This is a genomic window from Rhodococcus sp. IEGM 1307 (genome assembly GCF_030056915.1).
Taxonomy (GTDB): Bacteria; Actinomycetota; Actinomycetes; order Mycobacteriales; family Mycobacteriaceae; genus Rhodococcus_F; species Rhodococcus_F opacus_D.
The window spans coordinates 92,180-113,771 of sequence record NZ_JASHKW010000024.1 but is presented as its reverse complement, the minus strand read 5'-3'; the positions used below and the strand labels follow the sequence as shown (position 1 = coordinate 113,771).

General features: G+C 65.7%; 16 protein-coding genes and 2 pseudogenes. 11 read left to right on the top strand and 7 right to left on the bottom strand.

Translation table 11 applies throughout. The features are described from left to right. Positions 1-1,295 precede the first annotated feature (1,295 nt). The 5 genes from QM841_RS35145 (at position 1,296) to QM841_RS35125 (ending at position 10,704) form a co-directional block, all read left to right on the top strand. Positions 1,296-3,095: a C39 family peptidase gene (locus tag QM841_RS35145; RefSeq protein ID WP_283335501.1), complete on the top strand. Its 1,800-nt coding sequence runs from the start codon at positions 1,296-1,298 to the stop codon at positions 3,093-3,095. 196 nt (positions 3,096-3,291) lie between these two features. Further along, on the top strand, positions 3,292-5,763 hold the full coding sequence (locus QM841_RS35140) for a DUF4185 domain-containing protein (RefSeq protein ID WP_283335500.1): 2,472 nt from the start codon (positions 3,292-3,294) through the stop codon (positions 5,761-5,763). Positions 5,764-5,865: 102 nt separating this feature from the next. Continuing rightward, positions 5,866-7,668 (top strand): S8 family peptidase, encoded by a 1,803-nt coding sequence (locus QM841_RS35135; protein ID WP_283335499.1) that lies wholly within the window; start codon positions 5,866-5,868, stop codon positions 7,666-7,668. A 13-nt stretch (positions 7,669-7,681) separates the two neighbouring features. Next, positions 7,682-8,989, top strand: a complete 1,308-nt coding sequence (locus QM841_RS35130; RefSeq protein WP_283335498.1) for a hypothetical protein — start codon at positions 7,682-7,684, stop codon at positions 8,987-8,989. Positions 8,990-9,732: 743 nt separating this feature from the next. Then, on the top strand, positions 9,733-10,704 hold the full coding sequence (locus QM841_RS35125; RefSeq protein ID WP_283335497.1) for a hypothetical protein: 972 nt from the start codon (positions 9,733-9,735) through the stop codon (positions 10,702-10,704). Positions 10,705-11,068: 364 nt separating this feature from the next. On the opposite strand, the gene QM841_RS35120 is transcribed toward QM841_RS35125, so the two are convergent. Both QM841_RS35120 and QM841_RS35115 read right to left on the bottom strand, forming a co-directional pair. Beyond that, positions 11,069-11,251, bottom strand: a complete 183-nt coding sequence (locus QM841_RS35120) for a DUF4383 domain-containing protein (protein ID WP_283335549.1) — start codon at positions 11,249-11,251, stop codon at positions 11,069-11,071. Positions 11,252-11,440: 189 nt separating this feature from the next. Beyond that, positions 11,441-11,572, bottom strand: a complete 132-nt coding sequence (locus QM841_RS35115; protein ID WP_283335496.1) for a hypothetical protein — start codon at positions 11,570-11,572, stop codon at positions 11,441-11,443. 56 nt (positions 11,573-11,628) lie between these two features. Between QM841_RS35115 and QM841_RS35110 the strand changes: the two genes are divergently transcribed. Beyond that, entirely contained in the window at positions 11,629-12,090 is a 462-nt protein-coding gene (locus tag QM841_RS35110) for a hypothetical protein (protein ID WP_283335495.1), read from the top strand. Positions 12,091-12,186: 96 nt separating this feature from the next. Here the strand turns inward: QM841_RS35110 and QM841_RS35105 are convergent. Then, positions 12,187-12,351: pseudogene (locus QM841_RS35105) on the bottom strand (recombinase family protein); the annotation flags it as partial. Positions 12,352-12,547: 196 nt separating this feature from the next. Here QM841_RS35105 and QM841_RS35100 point away from each other — a divergent pair. From QM841_RS35100 to QM841_RS35085, 4 genes are all read left to right on the top strand, one after another. Next, entirely contained in the window at positions 12,548-12,763 is a 216-nt protein-coding gene (locus QM841_RS35100) for a hypothetical protein (RefSeq protein ID WP_007298551.1), read from the top strand. Further along, positions 12,760-13,113 carry a hypothetical protein gene (locus tag QM841_RS35095; RefSeq protein WP_172650912.1) on the top strand — a complete coding sequence of 118 codons (354 nt, stop codon included), beginning with the start codon at positions 12,760-12,762 and terminating at the stop codon, positions 13,111-13,113. The genes QM841_RS35100 and QM841_RS35095 overlap by 4 nt, the downstream gene beginning before the upstream one ends. A 343-nt stretch (positions 13,114-13,456) precedes the next feature. Beyond that, the gene (locus tag QM841_RS35090) at positions 13,457-14,974 is read left to right on the top strand and encodes a M15 family metallopeptidase (RefSeq protein WP_283335494.1); all 1,518 of its coding nucleotides are present in this window, start codon (positions 13,457-13,459) and stop codon (positions 14,972-14,974) included. A 13-nt stretch (positions 14,975-14,987) separates the two neighbouring features. Next, entirely contained in the window at positions 14,988-16,247 is a 1,260-nt protein-coding gene (locus QM841_RS35085) for a glycoside hydrolase family 183 protein (RefSeq protein ID WP_283335493.1), read from the top strand. A gap of 237 nt (positions 16,248-16,484) precedes the next feature. Here QM841_RS35085 and QM841_RS35080 read toward each other — a convergent pair. After that, positions 16,485-17,039, bottom strand: a pseudogene (locus tag QM841_RS35080) (long-chain fatty acid--CoA ligase); the annotation flags it as partial. 411 nt (positions 17,040-17,450) lie between these two features. Here QM841_RS35080 and QM841_RS35075 point away from each other — a divergent pair. Beyond that, on the top strand, positions 17,451-17,735 hold the full coding sequence (locus QM841_RS35075) for a hypothetical protein (RefSeq protein WP_156682073.1): 285 nt from the start codon (positions 17,451-17,453) through the stop codon (positions 17,733-17,735). A gap of 430 nt (positions 17,736-18,165) precedes the next feature. On the opposite strand, the gene QM841_RS35070 is transcribed toward QM841_RS35075, so the two are convergent. The 3 genes from QM841_RS35070 to QM841_RS35060 all read right to left on the bottom strand — a co-directional run bounded on the left by QM841_RS35070 (position 18,166) and on the right by QM841_RS35060 (position 21,393). Continuing rightward, positions 18,166-18,969, bottom strand: coding sequence for an SGNH/GDSL hydrolase family protein (locus tag QM841_RS35070; RefSeq protein ID WP_283335492.1), 804 nt, complete (start codon positions 18,967-18,969; stop codon positions 18,166-18,168). 166 nt (positions 18,970-19,135) lie between these two features. Further along, positions 19,136-19,276, bottom strand: a complete 141-nt coding sequence (locus QM841_RS35065) for a hypothetical protein (protein WP_283335491.1) — start codon at positions 19,274-19,276, stop codon at positions 19,136-19,138. 398 nt (positions 19,277-19,674) lie between these two features. Then, positions 19,675-21,393 (bottom strand): NPCBM/NEW2 domain-containing protein, encoded by a 1,719-nt coding sequence (locus QM841_RS35060; RefSeq protein WP_283335490.1) that lies wholly within the window; start codon positions 21,391-21,393, stop codon positions 19,675-19,677. Positions 21,394-21,592: the final 199 nt, after the last annotated feature.

Here is a 21,592-nt window from a genome sequence, read left to right as displayed (position 1 = left end):
GCTACATACACAACCAGCTCGTTGACGGCAGGTCGGGTATCTCACCCCCAAAATTTGCGCCGCTGCCGCCGGGGCCGACGATGATCTCGGTGGCGTCGGAGGTGCACCCCGGTTGCGGGCGTGGTGCTGATTACTTCGACCGCCCGACCTCCCACACGCGAATTCGCCGAAGAAAGATCAGGGATTTGCTATTGCCCCGACCTCGACCCTTGCCGTCGTGATCGCAGTGCTCGCCCCTACCTGACCGTGCGCACGGTAGTGATGCTCGAACTGCGCCATCTTCACAACCGCCGATCGGTCCCCTTGATAAATGTGCGCAACGAGATCACCAGCGCGATGACCGGCGCCGTCGGTCGGCACGACAGCACCGATCGCCGCCCCTGTCCCGCCGGGCGGCGTTCGACGTCACCCACCCGAGCCGCCCACCGACCGAGAAGACGACAATGTCGAGCCGAAATGACCGACAGACCGCAGCGCAGTGTTTCGACCTCGACGCCGTCCGGTGCGGCCTTAACGTCCGGCCGGTTCCTCGGTGATGTCCTCGAGTAACCAGGATCGAACCAGCCGCTTCACCGACGACGCCGAAGCGCTCCCGTATCGCGGCGACGACAGTGGCGATTCCGCGCTCACGGGGATACGTCCACACCCGTCCTCCGACCCACCCGACCAACATCATTGAGCACCGTCGGTGCTCGGTGGTCGCCAGCGGGCCACGCCGGCACCCACAGCACGATGGAGGCCGTTGTCCGCGATGCCCGGATCGGCGCGTGCACATCATGTTTCGCACGCCATACGCCATACAGAACATCCCGGCCACCGGAGCGCTACCCGGACGCGTCATCGCGCGGTCGACCAACCCAGTAATGAGGAACTTCGCATGGTACAAGGTGGAGTTTCCGGGCAAGCACGCCCTACCACCCATCCCAACCCCCGCGACCGACTGCCACGATCACGATGAGACGCCGACCAGCAGCGCAGGCGCAACGGGTCATGCGGCGGCCCGCCGGTCATCGCGACAGGCATCGTCGCGGGCCAGGCAGGCGGCGCCACCTGCCGGCAAGCCGCGCCTTTCCATTTTCTAACCCTAACGATCCGTGACATCCGAGAGCCCGCGAGACGACAATTAAACAGACCAGTCTTTACGTACGACGCCGAAGCGGTGCCGGAGGTGCAGCGATGCGGGCGACGGACCTCATTCACCAAGGCACAGGACTGCGATTTCACGGGCGCGTCTGTGCGCCCCTGACGATAGTTACCTCGAGCGGCGGCCGGTACGCCGGACCGGGAGCACAGTAATGGACCTGCAGACCCTCTCCACTGCCATGGGCAACCTGTCGACGGCTGAATACGAAAGATTTGTAGGGCCGTTCAACGAGGCACTGTTCGCAGCCGAATGCACAACCGTCAACCGTGTCGCGATGTGGTGCGCTCAGATCGGTCACGAATCCGGCGGGCTGAGATACATGGAGGAGATCGCCGACGGCAGCGCCTACGAGGGGCGGCTGGACCTCGGGAACAACCAACCCGGCGACGGACGTCGGTTCAAGGGCCGTGGCCCCATCCAGCTCACCGGCAGGAGCAACTACCGGCGGTTCAGCGAGTGGGCGCACAGCAAGGGCCTCGTCCCGGCCGATGACCACTTCCTGACCGCGCCCGCACTCATATCCGACCCGAAGTGGGGATTCCTCGCGGCCTCCTACTACTGGACGGTGGCGCGACCCAGGCTCAACGAGCTCTCCGATGCCAGTGACATCGAGGGCGCCACCAAGGCGGTCAACGGCGGCCTGAACGGACTGCCCGACCGCACCAACCGCTGGAATCGTTGCCGCGCCCTCGGGTCGGCCCTGCTGCCCGCCAACATCGAGAGGAAACCGGCCGTGGAGAAAGTTCTCGAGTATCCGCGCATCCACATCAAGCAGGACACCTTCTTCAACTGCGGTCCAGCCTCAACCCAGACGGTGATCCTCGCCCGCACCGGGGGCTTGATTTTGGAGAGTGATCTGGGACATCAGATGGGCACCGACCAGGGCGGAACGGACCATATCGGCCTGGTCGCACCGGTTCTCAACAAGTACGTTTCCGGGGCGGATTACCGGGTGGTACAGATGCCGAATGACCCGCCGACGAAAAAGCAAGCCCAGAAACTGTGGGACGACGTTGTGCGCAGCATCGACAACGGGTATGGCGTGGTGGCCAACATCGTCGCCCCACCCAGCAACTACCCCCGCGGTGTTCGCGGGTCCGTGAGCCCTCAGTATGCGGGTGGGACCGTCTTCCACTACATCGCGATCATGGGGTACGCCGACGACAACGGTGCCCGCGCGTTCTGGGTCGCCGACTCCGGTTTCGTGCCGTACGGCTATTGGTGCTCGTTCGAGCAGATGGCCAGTTTGATTCCGCCGAAAGGCTATACGGCCGCAGCAGGGGGGAACCTGATCGTCCGGGTCGGTGAGATCTGGGCGCAGTTGGTCGGCATCAACGGGAAAGGCTGGCCACAACTGAGCGGGCGCACCCTCGTCGACGCCGTCGCCACCCTCGGCCAGGACATGGGCATCGCCGGATTCGGGCCACCAGCCGGACATACCGATGTCCCGCAACGCACCACCGTCGACGACTGCGTCCTCGACATCTGGACCCAACTGATCGGCATCAACGGGAAAGGCTGGCCACAACTGGGCGGACGCACCCTCGTCGACGCCGTCGCCACCCTCGGCCAGGACATGGGCATCGCCGCGTTCGTGCCACCCGCTGAACACACCGGTGTCCCCGAACCGAGTACCACCGATAACCGTGTCCTCGACATCTGGATTCAGTTGCTGGGCATCAATGGCAAGGGCTGGCCACAACTGGGCGGGCGCACCCTCGTCGATGCCGTCGCCACCGTCGGCCAGGAGCTGGGTCTCGCGGCGTTCGTGCCGCCAGCTGGACACACGAGTGTGCCCCAACCGAGTACTACCGAGAACCGTGTCCTCGACATCTGGATTCAGTTGCTGGGCTTCGACGGCAAAGGGTGGCCACAACTGAACCGCCGCACACCGGTCGACGGGATCGCCACCATCGGCCAGGCCAGGGGTATCCCCGGTTTCACCTCGTAGGAAGGGAGTTTCGGGCCGTACCGATACCATTCGGCCCCGAACATCAGACCATCTGAGCCGCCTCGCCCTGCTGCGACATCTGAAGGGGTGGCGGAGAAGGTTCTGCGTGCCGTTGAGACGCGCGACACCCGCGCAGCACACCGGGCGGCGGGCCTCGGGATGGCTGAAATGAGCGCGGCCGAGGGCAGGAGGCGGAATGTCGTTCGTCAAGTCCTTGAATCCGCTGGCGCAGTTCGATATCGGCGGCACCGACCTGGGCATTCCGTTTCGGATGCCGAACGGTCAGATCGGGTTCGTCCTCGGTGACACGTTCGCCGGGACACAACCCCAGGTGGGTGGGCCGAATTGGCGTTCCCCGATGCTCCTACGCAGTGACACCCACGACGTGACCATGCCGATCACCTTCGCATCGGCCGCCCGCAACGCGAAGCAGTTGTGGGACTACGTGCACGACAACCCGGAGTACTCCACGATTCTGCCCTGCGATGCGATCTCGATCGGCGCCCGGATCTACCTGTGGGTGATGGTCACCCAGGGCCTCGGCAACGAGAAGTGGTGCGAGATCCGGTATTCCGATGACCTCGGCGAGACCTGGACCGGCACCGGCGTGAAGTGGTCCACGTCCGTCTACGGCGGCAAACGCACCATGATCACCTGGGAGAAGGGCGGCGACGGGTTCGTCTACGTCATCTCCACCGGCGGTCTGGCCCGGAACAAGAACGCGATCCTGCACCGAGTCCCCGAAGCCCAGATCGCCGACCCGGCCGCGTGGGTGCCGTGGGGCTGGAACGGCACCTGGGGTTGGGGTAACCCGCCCGGTGACGACCCCACCCGGGGCATCCTCCCGGACCGCACCAAGTTGGGTGAGATCTGCCTGCGCCGGATCCAGGGCAACCTGGTGTTCTCCGGGTTCGATGCCGGCGCCTACAACGCCTTTGTGAAGGTCGCGGCGAAGCCGACCGACAATTGGCACACCGCGAAAACCTATCGACCGGTGAAGGGCTCGTTCTTCGGTCCGGGTGGTCCCGATGTCGTCGATCGGCTCTACGGCTGCTACATCCACCCCGACAGCCGATTCGACCGTCCCGGCGGCTTCGCCATGATCGTCAGCCAATGGGCGTCGGACGGCAACCCCTACCGGGCGATGCAATACCGCATCTCCGGCATCACACCGGTGACGCCGGTGACCACCACCCTGTCCGGGGAGATGACTCCGGCGGTCACGACCCTGACCGACCACCCCACCGCTGAAGGGACAACTGCAATGGCTTTCCCGTTTGTGCCCGTCGCTGGCGGCAACAACATCATCTCCTCCGGTTTCCGCACCCCGGGGCGGCCCGATCACAACGGCATCGACTTCGCCGCACCCCAGGGCGAGCCGATCTACGCCGTCGAGGACGGGGTGGTCGTCCGCTCCGGCCCGGCCTCCGGCTTCGGGAACTGGATCGTCCTCGACCACCAGGCCACCCTCCACGTCGACACCGTCTACGGGCACATGCGCGCGGCGGACCTGCTCGTATCGCAGGGCATGTTCGTTCGCGCCGGCCAGCAGATCGCCCGGGTCGGCAACGAGGGCGACTCCACCGGCCCGCACCTGCACTTCGAGGTCTGGAACTCGCCCGGCCGCTTCGGGGGTGCCGCGATCGACCCGAAACCGCTCCTCGTCGGCGCCGCCAACCCGCCCACCGGAACCATCGACCCGGCCACCGGGACGTTCTACGGGGTCGACATCTCCAACCACCAGGGCAACTTCGACATCGCCGCCACCAAACGCGAAGGGTTCTCCTTCATGGCGGCCAAGTGCACCGAGGGCGACTTCTTCAAAGACTCCTTCTGGCCCCGTAACCGCGACCTGATGCAACAGCACTTCCCCGGCATGTTCTGCGGCTACCACTTCGCCCGCAACGGTGACCCGATCACCGCACAGGTCGCCAACCTCAAAGCGCACCTCGGCGATCCCAGCATCCCGGTCATGCTCGACTACGAGGACCCCAACACCCCCGGTAGCGGCGCAAACATGCGCCAACTCGTCGACGCCATCAACGCCGCGGGCATGCGGGTGTGCGCGATCTACCTGCCCCGCTGGTACTGGCAAGGCCACATGGGCTCCCCACCCCTGAACGATCTGCCCCCGCTGTGGAATTCGCACTACGTCACCGCATCCGGATTCGCCTCCGTCATCTACCCCGGCAGCGGATTCGCCGGCTGGAAGGACTACACCCCCGGCGCCCCGGTCGAGATTCTGCAGTTCTCCGACAAGGGCCGGGTCGCCGGGAAACTGGTCGATGTCAACACCTACGAGGGCACCCTGGACGAGCTGCGAACACTGTTCAGCGGCGCCCCCGGCCAACTCAGCGTCGACGACCGCGTCCTCGACTTCTGGATCCAGCTGCTCGGCCCCGGCGGCGCCGGCTGGCCACAACTGAACAACCGCTCCGTCGTCGACGCCCTCGCCGAGATCGGCATGCACCACGGCGTCCCCGGCATGACACCCCCACCAGCCGGCGCCGCAGCCGTCCCACTGCCCGCCACCACCGCCGATCGGGCCCGCGACGTATTCGATCAGATCCGAGGACCCGACGGCACGGGTTGGAATCAGCTCGGGAACCGCTCGCTCGTCGACGCCATCGCCGCCATCGCCCACCAACTGCAAGTACCCGGGTATTGAACCAAGATCGCAGGCAACGACGACGGTAGATGACGAAAAAGCCGGACCTCGAGAGCATTCGGCCGGGCACCGTTGGTCATCCACAGCCGAGGAGGGTGAAATATGACCGACCCAGGTTCTCGAGGCGGTGACGGCGGATCCTCGCGGGACGACTTCTCGGGCGAGCGCCTCGACCGGCAGACCGCACCCCCCCAACTCGAGGATGACGACAACCGCCGACGGTGGGGCCTGGGCACGGCCCCCGACGACCGCGGTCCGTACCTCATCGAGCTGAACGTCCTGCACATCGACGGGCTCTCCGGGGCCACCAACGCCTTCCGTCAACTCTTCACCGACGTCCTCGGTGCGACATCCGGGAGCAGGGCCGACCCGTGGCAGCTGACGAAAATCTCCAAAGGCTACTTCCGGTGCGAGATGACCCTGGCGGAGTGGAAGCAGCTGGTGGCGGTCGACCAGGACCGCGCACTCCGGGCGGCCGCCGCTGCCGCTGCCGCGGCGGCCCGCCGGCAACGGCTCGCACCCGACACACCCGGTGCCGGGGCCGCGGCGCCATCCGACTTCCCGTACCGCACGATCTACCGACTGTGGCCCGACTTCCCCGTCCGCGCCCACATCTGCAAGTCCGTCTCCACCATCAAGGCCGACGCCGCCCTGCGTTCCTTCGAAGCCAGTGGTGAAGGCATCTGCTGGGCCGTCCTGGATTCAGGGATCGACGCCACACATCCACACTTCGGCGACACCACCGGCGAGCACCTGCTGTTGGACGCCGCGGTCCGCAACCTGCACCGATGTTTCGTCGAAGTGGACGGTCACCGGCTGCCCGACCCGGACGAGGACCCGGCCGACGGCGGCCCACTGTCCAGGGACGACCGCAGCCAGCGCATCGACCTGCACCGCACCTCGGCACTGACCGACCCGCTGGGGCACGGGACCCACGTGGCCGGCATCATCGCCGGGCGAGCCTCGCACACGGTGACCAACGTGGTCCTCGAACGCCAGGACCGGATCGTCGCGGGCGACGAGGACGACAACGAACCCACCCGGGTGACAGTGACCAACGCGCGAGTCATCGGCACCGACCGCGAACGCGAACGCTTCCACGGCGTGGCACCGGGCTGTCATCTGGTGAGCCTGCGCGTCCTCGACGATCAGGGTGCGGGCAGGTCCAGCGACATCGTCCGCGCCCTGGAATACATCCGCGAGAAGCTCAACGACAACCCCAAGCTCCTGCGGGTGCACGGGGTGAACCTCAGCGTGGGATACGACTTCGACGCCGAGATGTTCGCCTGCGGCCAAAGCCCGCTGTGCACGGAGGTGAACCGGTTGGTGCAGTCCGGTGTCATCGTGGTCGCCGCCGCCGGCAACACCGGCTACTCCACCCTCCCCACCAGCACCCGCGTGACGAAGGTCGGGTTGTCCAACACCATCAACGATCCCGGCAACGCCGCCGGCGCGATCACCGTCGGATCAACGCACCGCGACTCGCCCCACACCTTCGGGATCTCCTACTTCTCGTCGAAAGGGCCCACCTCCGACGGGCGCCTCAAGCCCGACCTCGTGGCGCCCGGAGAACGCATCGTCTCCTGCGCGGCCGGAACCAAGCAGGACACCGCACTGGCGAAGCTCGCCGCTCCGCCACCGGGGATCGGGGCCACCGCCCCGCCCGGCAGCCCGCCCGCGCGCACGTCGCTAACCGCGTACTACCTCGAAGACAGCGGCACCAGCATGGCGGCACCCCACGTGTCCGGGGCGATTGCCGCGTTTCTCTCGATCCGGCAGGAATTCATCGGGCGCTCCGACGAGGTCAAACGGATCTTCCTCGCCAGCGCGGTCTCCCTGGGCCGCGAACGCTACTTCGAAGGCCACGGTCTCGTCGACCTGATGAAGGCCATCCAATCGGTGTGAAAGGACATCCGCGATGATCACCGGGCAATTCGAGATTGAGTTCACCAAGGACGGGCTGGTCCACGACGAACACCAGGTAACCCGGCTCCTCGACGGGCTCGCCGACACCACCGACCTACTCGTCCTTGCGCACGGCTGGAACAACGACAAGGCCGAAGCCACCGCGCTCTACGACACACTGATCACCTCGCTCGAGGCGGTCGGACTGCCCGAATCCGGACCCGGATCCCGCGTGGCCGTGATGAGAGTGCTGTGGCCGAGCAAAAAATTCGCACTCGAATCGCTCATACCCGGCGGAGGAGCCGCCACCGCGACCGCAGCCAACGATGCAGCGCTCCTGACCGCCCTGCAGCATCTCGAGCAGGCCCCTGTGCTGCTGGGCACCGACGGCACAGACCCGACGCGAACACACATGGTCGAACGCGCGATAGCCCAGATCGAGGACCTGGACACCTCCGCAGACTCGCGGCGCGAATACGTGCTGCAGATCCGTAGCCTCCTGGACCCGAGCGAGGCACACGCCGACGACGCCTCCCAAGAATTTTTCGACCTCGACCCCGAAAGGCTGTTCCACAAGTTCACCGGCGAGGTGCCCGTCCTGCTGCCGACCGGGCCCGGGGGTGCGGCCGGGAACACCAGCGGCGGAGCCGCCTTTCTCGGAGACCTGTTGTCCGGCGCCAAGGCCGCCGCACGCCGTATCGCGAACTTCGCCACCTACTACACGATGAAGACCCGCGCCGGCGCCGTCGGCCGCACCGGTGTGGCCGGGGTCCTCGGCCGAGCCCGCGAACGTCACCCCCAGCTGCCCATCCACCTGACCGGGCACAGCTTCGGCGGACGGCTGGTGACGGCAACCGCTGCCGCACTCCCACCCTCACAAGCCACGCTCAGCCTCGCCCTGTTGCAGGCCGCCTTCTCTCACAACGGACTCGCCCAACGATTCGACGGACAATACGACGGCGCGTTCCGTGCCGTCCTCGGCGAGCACCGCGTCAACGGGCCCGTCATCGTCACACACACCAGAAACGACCTCGCCGTCGGCGTCGCCTACCCCCTCGCCTCACGGATTGCCCGCGACAACGCCGCCGCGCTCGGCGACCACGACGACCCCTACGGCGGGATGGGACGCAACGGCGCCCAACACACCCCCGAGATCGACCCCACCGAACAACTCCTGCGGAAGGTGACCCCCGCCCACCAATACACGTTCGCAGCCGGCAAGGTCTTCAACCTCCAGGCCGACGCGACGATCACCGACCACGGCGACGTCGCCAACCAAGCCGTCGCGCAAGCCCTGCGCGACGTACTCCGATTCCGCTGACCCCGGTGTCACGACATCTCCTGGCCGAGCTCTCGCACCGCCATGGTCTGTCCTGACCGCGAATCCGAGCCACCAACAGCCTCGGAATCCGACGTCGGGCGTACCGTTCGGCCGATTCCTCACTACGGGCGGCGGGCACCGCGTGCGGTTCCACGGCTCAGGCCGAGCGGGCATCGGGCCGCGGTGCGAGGTCCGACCGAGCCCCGACGTGCTCGGCAAGGGCGAGCCAACAGACAGCGCGACAACCGAAGACAAGTAGTGGGCTACGCGTGATCGAGGGACTCGTCGGCGGCAGCGTCGGAATACAAGAGCGATACATGAGCGGAGAGTTCCGGGGTTGGGAGTTCCGATGCGAGCGACAAGTCACGTTCCGACAGGCGCCGCAAGGCCGATTCCGTTCGCTGCGATCGCCGCAGCGCTCGCCGTGGCGGTGGCAACACTCGGCGCCTGCAGATCCGACCCCGCACACCCGCCGAGCCAACCGGCCCCACCTGCGGCGACCTCTCCAACACCCGCTGCGTCAGCCCCGACGAGCATGTTCTTCCCTACCGTCGAACAGCACCGCACCCGGCCGGTAGGGACCCAACCGACGACACCGGAGAACAAGCTCGGTGTTCCGAGCGCACCAACACAACCGACGCTGCCCGGCCCACCACCCGGTACCAACCCGGATACCGATACTCCCGTACCGTCGCCTCCGGTCCCGACGACCGCGCCGCCCACCGACGGCGGCACACCGCCCGATGAGTGAGAACTCGGCGACGACAACGACACCGATCCACACCTGGATCGGTGTCGTCACCACGATTCTCGCCCCGACCACCCTGATCACAGCGCTGTGCTACTACTTCGGATACATCTACACCCGCAAGAAGCTCGCCTACTTCGGCGTCGACTGTGATGCTCTCGGATTCACCTCCAGCGATTACGTGCGAGGCAGTGTCACTGTTCTGTACGCGCCGCTCCTTTTTCTCCTCGTCGGGTGGTTCGCGGCGGTCTGGGTCGGGGACTACGCGCGCCGCTCGATCAGAACCGGACAGCGGCCGCACCTTGTTCGCACCATCGGACGAACCACACTCGCCGTCGGGACAGCTCTCATGCTCACCGGGATCGTCGGCGTCATGGCGGGCGGGTACACGGCCTCTCTCGCACTCATCTCCTGGGCGTTCTCGCCGATCGCGCTCGGGATGGGTGGCCTTCTCGCGGTCGGAGGTTACTGGGCACTGACCATCTCCACCACCACACCGAGCACGCACCACACCACTCCGACCGCACGAGTCAGCCAAGTCCTCGTGATTTCGGTGATAGTGCTGGCACTCTTCTCCGTCATGCACTCCTTCGCGTCCTGGCTCGGCGACAACGACGCACAGACCATCGCCCACAACCTCTGGGCGAAGGAATCCGTGGTCTCCGTCGTCAGAGCAGAACGCTTGGATGTGCCACCGAATCTGATTGCGGAGACTCTGGTCGAGACCCCGCCAGGGCAACCACCTCTCTTCCGGTACGAGTGTTTCCGAACTCTCGTCGCACGAAGCGATCTGTGGGTCCTCGTTCCAGCAAAGTGGTCAACTGACAACGGATACGCGGTGATTCTTCCCGCCGACTCCTCGGTCGTCAGCCTGTCCCGGTCGACCGATTTCAAGGACATCGCCGAAGCCCACACCGACATCGTGACCGCGCCCTGGCAGTGCCCTGAACGCGCGCCGCCACCCTAACCGAATCAGCAGAACCGTGCAGCCGCTGCACACCGCCTTCGCATCCAAAGGGCACTCCGATCCGGTCACGGGTCGAAGCGCCTTCCGTGTCATGCCTTAGCCTGCGGTCGGTCCCTGTCGGTCGAATAGTCCTCCCCGAGACCGCGGCACGGTGCTGCGTCCGGTCTCGTTCGCCGCCAGCGGGGGGCGAAGTCGTCATCCCCACCGACGACGAGGCGGTGTCCCGGCTCGACCAGAGGGCCATCGACACCCTGTGCGCCTACGAGAAGGCCGAACATGCCACCGGATTCGACCCGGCTCCTGGCCCGGCCGCCGGTAACGGCCGCCGAAGGCGGCTGCACCGCAGTCGATAGGGGCTGCGGGTCTATCGCGGTGTCGCCGTGGCCGTCCCGGTGCTGCGCAGCCGCGGCAGCAGCAGGCCGAGGACAACCATCCCCAGCCCGAGGGCGAAGTGCAGCCAGTTGTCCGCAGTGTTGACCGGCACAAAATTCGCGCTGCTGTCCTGGTCGGTGGTCACCGCGGGGATGAACCCGAGCACCCCGACCATCAGGAACACCGCACCCACGAGCAGGACCGCTGCCTGGACCGGGGTGGCGAACAGGGAACCACGCTGGGCAGGCTGTGCGGCATCGCCGAAACCCTCTGTCTCACTCAAAAGCTGGACACATCAGAGAGCCACTGAACGGAATACCCGAGAGCCCGACCCCGAACCCGAGTCCATGACGGATCGGGGACCCTATTCCGGTCGCGGATCGGGGAACTCCAGGGTGGGAGCGTCGACCAACGAGTTGAGCCAGGTCAGCGCCTCGATGAGGGCGGTGACCCGCACCTCGGAGTCAGGTTCACGTTCGGCGGCACCCAGGTGCACCCGGGCGGCGCCGGGATCACCGGCCAGCAGGGAAGCACCGACCGCGCCACCCGGCTTTGCCGCGCAGGCAACTGTCGGGCATCGACGACCTGCCCGGCGCCCGTGCGGGCCTCGAGGGACGTACGACTCCCCCTCCCCGCAACACCCCGTCCGAGTCGGCGCCCCGCCCCGTCAAGGACCGAGCGTTCGTCATCGGGCGCCATCCGACCACCTGCAGTCAGCTGGTGGGCCAGGCCTGCGGTTTCGACCTCCAGACCGTCTACAACGACGTCGGTGACCGACTCGAGGGTTTCGTGCACACCGCGGACTTGGGCCCGTATGCCGACCGGATGGGAGTCGCCGCCTCGGCGAAGCTCTCCCTGCAGGCCTGTGTGCTGGCTCGGACCTCCGGAAAAACGTTCCTCGAATTCGTCGACGTCAGCCAACCCGCCCACCCCGACGCCGGCAGTCCGGAACTGTTCCCGTTCTGGAACCGTGCGCGTGAGGAACTGTGCCCCCTGTATCGGCACGGCTGGTGACGAACCGGCGTACGGCGGTTTCGCGACGCTTCCAGGCCAGGGACCGGCCACGACCACGACGGGCCATCCTTACCCTGATCTCACGCCCTTTCGCCAGTTCCGGCACGCTGCAAGGTTCGGCAGACCGGGCCGCTGACGATCGGTACCGGTCAAGCCGTGATCAACGTAGATCCGTTCCGGTGACACCCCGGGCCCGAGCAGAGCGTGCTGTGCGGTCAGGTCTTGCTGATCGGTGGACACTCGTGCATACCCGATGTACATCGCTGATTACCGGTCGCGCAGCGGCTCGGCCGGTCCGGAGCGCGGGCCCATCGCAGTCGACATCGAGGGTGCGGACGTGTTGCCGCCCGTCTGGCCGGTTCTCAGCCCTACCCGGAGACCGATGCGTATCTGAGCCGTACCTGGTACGGCTTTCGAGGTAGACTGAGCGGGCCGGGATCACCCTCAGGAGGACATCATGAGTAAGGACGACGTTTCCAAGGTCACCGCGAATCTGCCCAACGACGACATCAAGACGCTCGACGAGATCGCCAAGCGGCACGCCTCGACCAAGACCAGCGCCCTGGTCCGGGCCATCCGCACCACCGCCTACATCGACGAGGCCGCCGCCAACGGTGCCAAGGTCTTCATCGAAGAGCCCGACGGCACCAAACGGGAGGTCGTCTTCAAGTGACCGAACCCGACGGGCCCACCGTGCCCGCTGAGGACGATGTCACCGCCCGGGACGACACGACCGTCGACGAGGTCAACGTCGGCAGCACCGACCCCCAGGTGACCGAACAGCCCGAGGTCACCATCCGGCGCCTCGACGAACGCCAGGAGGATACCCGTAAGGCCCTGGCGATCGGCCTGTCCGTGGCCACCTTCCTCGTCGGCCTGATCTACCTGCTGGTGCCGCTGTGGGCCGGCGCCGACAAGTGGGATCGCGCCAGCAGCCCATTCCAGGTGGTCTTCACCGCGATGGTGGGCCTGACCGGCAGCGCGATCGGCTACTACTTCTCCTCGCGCAATCCCCCGTCGTAACCGATTGGGGAACACGGAGCAGCCCCGCGCCGGGGTCCCGTCCCCATCGATCTCGATCCTCCCTGCTCACTGCTACGCCGACCCTCAGAGGCGTTCCACAGCACCGCGGTCATCCGGCTCGGTCCGCCGGGGCAACGCGCCGGCTGACCTGGCACCGGGGAATGAGTACGGCACGCCTCGCGAATTTTCCCGGCTCGGGCGTCACACTGAAGCTCGGGAGAACCGGGCGGGCGTTGGTGTCGGTATGTGGTCCTATCGTCCGGGATGCACGGAGCGACACACAGCCGCGGCGGGAGCGGAAGCAGTGCAGCCAGGACCGTGGTGACGACGGAGGGTGAGCGCGATGGGATTTCGCAGCTATAAGGGGAACACAGTCTCCGAGAACGGCTGGCGCATTTGCGATACCGGCGAGATCGTCAAGCCGCTCGTGCCCGGCACCGACAACGTGCGGCCGGAGGTGCGCCGGGGCGCGGCGGCGACGATCCTGGTTGCCTGGGCCGCGCTCTGGCATCGGCGGATCTGGCGGATCGACAGCTACCGGCCCCGTGACTATTGGGGGTTCAGCTGGGACAACGATATTGCCAACAGTAACCATCTGAGTGGGACGGCCGTGGATCTCAATGCCACCCGGTTGCCCTGGAAGGTGCGGGCGTCGGTGAACATGCCGGCCGACAAGATCGCGGCGGTCCGCCAGATGCTCACCGAGTTCGAGGGCACCGTGTTTTGGGGTGAGGACTGGGCCACCAAAGACCCGATGCACACCCAGATCAACCTCCCCGAGGGTGACACCCGGCTGGACGCCTTCGCCACCCGGCTCGAAAACGGCTACCTCTGGGTGTACGGGCCGCCCGATCCGGACGCGTTCCCCCTCCCGGCGGGGTATTACTACGGTCCGCTCGACGGACCCGCCGAGTCGATCAGCGGCCTGTTCCCCACGGACCCGCAATCCTGGAAGGACGGCCTGCGGCGCTGGCAGAAGACCTGCGGGATACCGGAAACCGGAATCTGGGACACCGGCACCGCCCGCGCGGCGACCGCGCTGCAGATCGCGAACGGATGGCCGGTGACCGGCTATGTGTTCGAGGGCGAATGGAATGTCGTGATCCGCCACGGGCAACGCCCTGACCTCGGCGGACCGGCCACTCCGCCGCCGCCGCCGGTGGTGCGCGGCAAGACCTGGGCGGATGTGTCGCAGTACCAGATCACCCCGGCCACCGACGCATACCCGTACGACATCTTCTGTTTCCGATCCAACAGCGGGAACCTGCGGGATACGAAGTTCGCGGCGAACCACGACTGGGCGGTGCGTGCCTGTGACGACGGCAGGCTGCGGTTTTTCATCGTGTACTGGTTCTTCCGGCCCGGTCAGGCGAACATCGACTTACTGATGCAGATGGTCACCGAGAAGGGCGGGCCGCATCCGCGGATGGTCATCATGGCCGACGTCGAGGACGCGGCCGGGGCGATCACCGGGGACCAGTCGGCGGAGGTCAACGACGAGATCCGGCGGGCCCGCGAATGGCTCGGCGAGCGGCGGGTGATCGGCTACTGGAACCCGGTGTCGAACGCGGACCTGTGGCGCACCCGCCCACCAGGTCTTCGGTTGGTGACTCCCAGTTACGGCCGGGAGCCCGGATCGCCGAAGATCAAGCCGGACGGCTATTTCGCACACCAGTACACCGACAACGGCCCGTGCCCACCGTTCGGACGCTGCGACCTCAACTACACCCACCTGAGTACCGACGAACTCGAGGCGATGCTCGGTCTGGGGCAAAGCCCACCGTCCCCGGGTCCGGAACCGTTCCCGGTCGACGACGCGGCGCTGTGGGACTACATCGCCGGGGAGGTTCTCGGCCGATGAACCTGGTGCGGTCATGAAGATCAGGGATCTCACTCCGGTGCCGCAGTTCGGTGTGGGCGGCACCGACCTGGGCATCCCGGTCCGGGTGCCCACGGGCGAGATCGGATTCTTCTTCGGTGACACCTTCGCCGAGAACCGGGTCGGCGGCCCCGGTTGGCGCAGCCCGGTACTGCTCTACAGCCACACCCACGACCTCGATGACGGGGTGCGGTTTCACCGCGCGGCCGGGGGCAACCATGCGAAACAGCTCTGGGACTACCCGCACAACAACCCGGAGTTCAACACCGTACTCCCGACCGACGCGATCGTGATCGGCAGCCGGATCTACCTGCACGTCCTCGCGGTCCGTGGCCTGCCCGACACCCGGTGGACCGAGATCCAATACTCCGACGACAACGGCGAGACCTGGACCCACGGTGGCCCCAAGGCCCGGTGGGAAGGATGGGAATTCGGCGGTCACCGCCGGATGCTGACCTGGGAACGCGGCGGGGACGGGTTCGTCTACGTGATGACCACCGGCGGCCTCGAACGGGACAAGAACGTGCTGCTGTTCCGCTGCCCCGAGGACCAGCTGCTGGACCGGGACTTCTACGAGCCCTGGGGGTTCAGCAACGGCTCCTGGGCGTGGGGCAATCCGCCCACCCCGATCCTGCCGGTCGGGTCCAAGGTCGGGGAACTGTGCCTGCGCCGGATGCAGAACAACTGGGTGCTCAGCTACTTCAACGAAGCCGAATACAACATCACCATCCGCGTCGTCGGACAGATCACCGACAACTGGCACACCGCTCCGACATTCCGGCCGGTACGGGGACCGTCGGGAAACGGTGGCCCCGACGTCGTGACCCGCCTGTACGGCGGATACGTGCACCCGGACAGCACATTCGACAACTTTCACATCATCGTGTCCGAATGGGCCGAATCCGGATGGCCCTACCGGGCCATGCAATTTCGGGTACAGGTTCAACCCGCAGTACCGATCGAGGAGGACGAACACATGAGTGCACGCGAAGTCGCCGCCGCGTTCCGGGACGACCACCCGGTCGCCCTCTACGACGGATCCGGCCGCAAGCTCGATCTGCGAGAAGCCATCGCCGAGATCTTATGGAAGGAGGTCACCAATCTCGGTCTCGAAGGCCGCCCGGTGCCCGCCGACCGCAAGGACGATCAGTTCGGCCACATCCTGTCCACCCACGCCCTGGCCGAGCAGAACAACAAACTACTCCGGGCACTGTGCGAGAAGGCGGGCATCGACGTCGACGAGGTCCTCACCTGAACGGACCCAACCCCCGTGGCCTACGCGGTCAACGAGTACAAGTTCACCACGTCAGCGACAACCAGGCCGCGGCGGCGTGGTACGCCCACTCGAGACGGTGATGGTCCGTCACGACGTTCTGTTCGATGCAGCGAAACAGCTATCAGGACTTGATGTTCGGATGTACGCACGCTACCGCGGGACGGACGCGGAGGCGATCATGAACCCGCTCGACAGAGCGGTAGCCGCGGCGGCGGCTCAGCGACCCGAATACAGCTCCTCGATGGTGGCCGCGTACTTGGCATCGATCGGCCAGCGCTTGAGTTTCATGGTGGGGGTTAGTTCGTCGCCGGACGGCTCCCAGATGTTCGGCAGCACCGCGTGCCGCTTGATCTGCTCGACCCGGGACACCTTCGCGTTCGCGGCCTGCACCGCGTCCTCTACGGCGGCGAGCACGACCGGATCCCGTGCGAGTTCCTCGTGCGCCTGCGCGGTCAGCCCGTGGCGCTCGGCGAACGCGGCGAGACTGTCGGGGTCGAGCGCGAGCAGCGCCACGTTGTACGGCCGGTCGTTGCCGATCACCGCAGCGCCGCCGAGCATCGGGCAGGCGGCCCGGAGGGCGCCCTCGATGTTCGCCGGCGACATGTTCTTGCCCGCCGCGTTGACGATGAGCTCCTTCTTGCGGTCGACGATGCGGACGTATCCGTCGGCATCGATCTCGGCGATGTCGCCGGTGTGCAGCCACCCGTCCTCGTCGATCGCCTCGGCGGTCCGCCCGGGATCGTTGCGGTAACCACGCATCACCAGCGGACCGGAGCCGCGACTCGACGGTGAGCACCCGTGACTCCGGGTCGGATGCAACCTGATCGGCCCGTTCCGGCCCCTGCCTGCGCGTACGACGTCTGGAGATCGGGCAACGCCTCGACCCCGATCTAGCCGCCACCTACTCGCGGTGGCTCACCGACCACGAGCAGAAATCCAGCTCCCTATCCCTGGCCGACACGGCTTGACAGCATTAGAAGCATCCATCGGCCTGGACGCAAACCCGCGAATCGAATCAGCCGGCGGCACCCCAGACGGAAGTGCGGGTAGCGCTTGTTTCATCCGAACGACGGACTACCGCCGCACGTCCGGCGGTCGCGAGAATGTCATCACACGAAATCGACAAGGGAACACAACATGGTCACTCTACGTACATTATCGACGACGTTCAGGGGCGTCGCTGTGGCAGCTGCGCTGGCCGTCGGAGTCAGTGCTGTCGGGCTCGCTTCAGCCCCAACCGTCGCGGCTGCCGGATGGAACTGCAACTACGGCTTTTCCACGGTTGGGCCGTGGAAAACCTGCGCTAACACCGATAGCGGCGGTTACGCGGTACAAATACTATGTCGAAACAAAATCACCGCCACCTCGTATGTCAAGACCGGCAACCGCGTCTACCGCAGTGGCCAGCTCTCCTCGATCCAGAGTTGCAACAACTGGTACGAGAACTTCTACGGCCAGCCGTTCTAGGGTCACGGTGCACCTTTCTGGTGTCGAGATCCCGCACGGGGAAAAGCTCGCGTGCCAGGCGCTGGGACGAAAACGGGGATCCCACTCTGATTCGTATCGTTTCACTCGCCGCTCTAGTTCACTCATGGTGCCATGACTTCGAGAGACTTTGCTCAATCCGTGGAGAGGTGATTTCGGCGGGGTTGCTGGTGGTTTCGATCCTTCGAGCTGTGGGTGGGCATGCGCGGTCCGCTGACCGGTGTCATCCTCGGAGTCGCAGTCATCCTCGGGCTGGCCTCTCAGGGCCTTCTGGCTGTACATGGTCACCGGGCTCGTCTACCCAGTTTCAAAGCGCCATTGGCGTCTACCTCGATCCCGCGTCAGTGTCGGCCACCGGGACTCGCGGCATTCTGTGATCTGACCTTCCGCGGCACTTCCTGTCATCCCCCAGTCACCCACTCGATAGGTCGAGGGCCGAGATCACTTGGGTGGCCATATTTTGATGCCCGCGCGGGTTGGGATGGAGTGGTTCTGAGTCGGACTCGGGGACCACTCCCTCGAGCCACCGGGTGGGTCCGGGTGCGCAGACATCGTGACCGACGCTGGATGTGCGGGTGTCGACGTAGGTAGCTCCCGAGGCGAGGGCGTGCTCCGCCATGACAGCGTTGAGGCGGTCGAGCCGGGCTTGGAGATAGGTGGCGCTGGACGGGGCCATCGGTTGGATTGTGGGGCAACCGCCGTCGCGGATGGCGGTGGGGTATCCGACGAACACGACGTCCGCTTTCGGGGAACGGATGTGGATTTCGTGTGCAACGTGGTTGTAGGTCGGTCCCATCCGGTCGATGGCCTGGTCGAAGCGGTCCGGTCCCGTGCCAGTGGTCGGGACGCATGAGGTTGTCGGACGGGGAGCGAGGGGTAGGTCGAGGCAGGAGAGCGCGAGGTCGAAGAGGCCGACGTCGTTGCCGCCGATCGTAACGGTCACCAGCTCGGTGTCCTTGTCGAGGGCGTCGTATTGCGCGGGAACGTTTCCACCGAACTTGGTGTGCTGCGGGTCTGTGAGATCGGTGCTGCTGGCCCCGTTGCACGTCACATCGTCGAATTCGGTGATTCCCAGTTCCCGGGCTACGAGGTGGGGGTAGTTGTTGCCGGAGCGGAAGCAACTGGGCACTGCTTCCTGGGGGACGATCAGCGGTCCGGATGCGTAGGAATCGCCCAGTGCGACGTAGGAGGCCGGTGCATCATTGTTCTGGGCCATCGCAGCGGGAGGCGCGGCGGCAGTGAAGGCCGTCGCGGTCAGAACGATGGTCGCCAGCGGTCCAACTCCGCGCCTGGATTGTCTGGTCCCGCGAATTCCCCCTCTACCCATCCCGTCTCGGGCACGGATCCGGCGCGGTGTGGCTTGCCGCGCACCGCGATTGAACCTATCGTTTCTCGGCAGTGTGCCGCATCCTCTCCAGCACCTTGCGCGCCTCGCCGACCGCCCGCTGAGGGTCTTTCCCTGCGCGAGCGGCGGCGAGGGCGGACAGGACATCGTCGACGGTGTCTGCGACGACGAGGTCCACGATCTGGGGTGGAGCACCGACCTAGCTGGGCGCGGCAACAGGAACCATTCGGGCACAATCATGCTCGGCGATAGCACCGGCGACGGGGACCCTGACCGGGGGCACCCCCTGCGATGGCGCGGATCCAGGCGTGGCCGCCCACCACAATCCTCCACACCAGGCCGTGGCGATGCGTGTGGCCAGCGGATATGCCGTTCGAGCTGGTGGCCGCACACCCCTCCGTCGTATCCCCCTCGTTCATATCCTCCTCCTTCCTGCGATGATGGGTATCACCGCTGTCGGGTGCGAGCGGATTAGGGAAGTTCGTCAATGGTGAGGAAGCCCTCCCGCTGTTTGGCCGGCTTTCGGTCGGCCGATTGTGGGGCAGTGACCTAGTTCGGTGGCCAACCTTCAAGATGCTATCGGCGGGGGTGGGGGTTGGTGGCGCAATGCAGACGAGGAGTGCCCCACACATTGATGGCATCTGCGGCATGGCGATCGTCCTGGAGTTTGAGGCGGGATACGCCGGTGAGGTCGATGGCCAGGTGAATGGCGTCTTGGTTTATCGCAATGCTGTGATCGGCGGCGAGTCGAGTGTCGTCGAGGAAGACCCTGAAACGGCCGGGGTTGCCGGTGTTGCCTGGTGATTCGGCGGATTGACCGACGAACACATCGAGCTGGTCACATTTCCCACCCAAGAATAGGTTGACGTGGTTATTGTCGTCGCCGGGATTCGGCCCCGTCTGGTAGTAGCCGGTCATACTTTCTGGGTACGCGGTCGTGGTGATGGTTTGTGTGCTGCAGCAGTCGCTCCCATTGCCCCACGACAACCATTCCATCTCATCGAGGGTGTACCACCCTGGCTCGGCCGCCGTGCTGGTCGACGGCGGGCTGCTCGACGAAGCGTCGATCGGGGGTGGATTGCTCGACGAGGTAACGATCGGGGGTGGATTGTGCGATCCTGCTGTGCTGGAGAGGACGAATTCGAGGTGGTTGTCGCCGTTGAATTCACCGGCGATGCCGGCGATGTTTGCCAGTAGCTGTGCAGGCAGGCTGGTGAACAGCGATGTGGCGACGCTCATCCGATGCAGGATCTGGTGGGTGTCTCGGTTCCCGGCCGCGACTTCGGCACCGGCGAACCCGCATTGTCCGATCTCACCGAGCGCCTCGGTGAATTCTGCAACGCTGGGGTCGTCTGGCTGGGTCCAGCTCTGGTAAGCGGTGATCAGACAGTCATAGGACGCCTTCGTGCTCTGGAAACCGTACAGCAGCGAGTCCCCACCCGCACCGAGCATGTCCAATCCGGTGAGGATCGTCGCCAGCTGCAGCGCGGCCGGATCGATATCCAACCGGATCTGGGCCGATCTCGTACCCGGCGGAAACTCCACGGTGCCCTTGCCTTTCGGCGTCAGTAATCCGGACCCGGCGGCGGATCCGTGAAGGGCGACCGCGAGTTGTTCGGAGCCGGCCAGCGGTTGACCGTTGGTGAATTGCCCGACCGGGTCGGCGCTGACCTGGTAGTACTGTGCGGAGCCCGAGGTGAAATCAACAGCGATGCCTGTGTCGGTATCGCGCAAACACGCGGCGATCACTCCTGATGTCGAGGGTGTCAATGTGACCGTCTCGGATCCGACCTTCAGCTCGCTCTTGTCCTCACACGGTGAATCCAGGCCGCCGGCGGGGGTTTTCCACACCTGAGTGGCGGCGTCAGTGAGTGAGTTGCCCACGTCGGCGGCGATGATTGTGAAGGTGCTCAGGTGATCGGTCGTCACGGTCAAGACCTTCGATACGGGGTTCCACTCAGGTTGTAGGAGATCGCTGGTGTGCTCGTCGTTGACGAGGACGACGGGCCGGACGGTATCTGTGAATTTCTCATACAGCTGCGGCTGATCGGACAAATCGAAATTCAAAACGATCGGTGTTTTCGGTTGTTCGTTGCTACCCAGCGTCACCATGACCGGCGTAGCCGATGCCACCATTGCGGGAACCTGTGTCTGCGACGATGTGCCGACGCTGAGCAACTTCATCTGCGTTCCCGCATCGGCCACTCCGGCCGGTGCCGTCGCTGTTACCGGTATTTCCCCCGTTCGACCGGTGAGTGTCACGCCGGTGTCTCCAACCGCGCCCGATGCGATCACCGCCCCTTCCGCCGGTCGCGACTGTGACACCGGCCCCGGCCCCGGTGGACCCGACCCGTCCATGGAACCGTGTCTCGATCCGCATCCCGCCATACTCATCAGAACGAGCGATGCCACGGTGATCGAAACAATAAGGTGACCACCATGTCTTGCTGGGGGACTCGCCGGTGCCGCCGCATAATGTCGAAAGCGGCCGCCT

Excerpts from the sequence above, each read along its gene's own strand:
- QM841_RS35145 (WP_283335501.1), top strand. The coding sequence starts at position 1,296 with ATGGACCTGCAGACCCTCTCCACTGCCATGGGCAACCTGTCGACGGCT.
- QM841_RS35140 (WP_283335500.1), top strand. The coding sequence starts at position 3,292 with ATGTCGTTCGTCAAGTCCTTGAATCCGCTGGCGCAGTTCGATATCGGC.
- QM841_RS35135 (WP_283335499.1), top strand. The coding sequence starts at position 5,866 with ATGACCGACCCAGGTTCTCGAGGCGGTGACGGCGGATCCTCGCGGGAC.
- QM841_RS35130 (WP_283335498.1), top strand. The coding sequence starts at position 7,682 with ATGATCACCGGGCAATTCGAGATTGAGTTCACCAAGGACGGGCTGGTC.
- QM841_RS35125 (WP_283335497.1), top strand. The coding sequence starts at position 9,733 with ATGAGTGAGAACTCGGCGACGACAACGACACCGATCCACACCTGGATC.
- QM841_RS35120 (WP_283335549.1), bottom strand. The coding sequence starts at position 11,251 with ATGGTCGGGGTGCTCGGGTTCATCCCCGCGGTGACCACCGACCAGGAC.
- QM841_RS35100 (WP_007298551.1), top strand. The coding sequence starts at position 12,548 with ATGAGTAAGGACGACGTTTCCAAGGTCACCGCGAATCTGCCCAACGAC.
- QM841_RS35090 (WP_283335494.1), top strand. The coding sequence starts at position 13,457 with ATGGGATTTCGCAGCTATAAGGGGAACACAGTCTCCGAGAACGGCTGG.
- QM841_RS35085 (WP_283335493.1), top strand. The coding sequence starts at position 14,988 with ATGAAGATCAGGGATCTCACTCCGGTGCCGCAGTTCGGTGTGGGCGGC.
- QM841_RS35070 (WP_283335492.1), bottom strand. The coding sequence starts at position 18,969 with ATGGCCCAGAACAATGATGCACCGGCCTCCTACGTCGCACTGGGCGAT.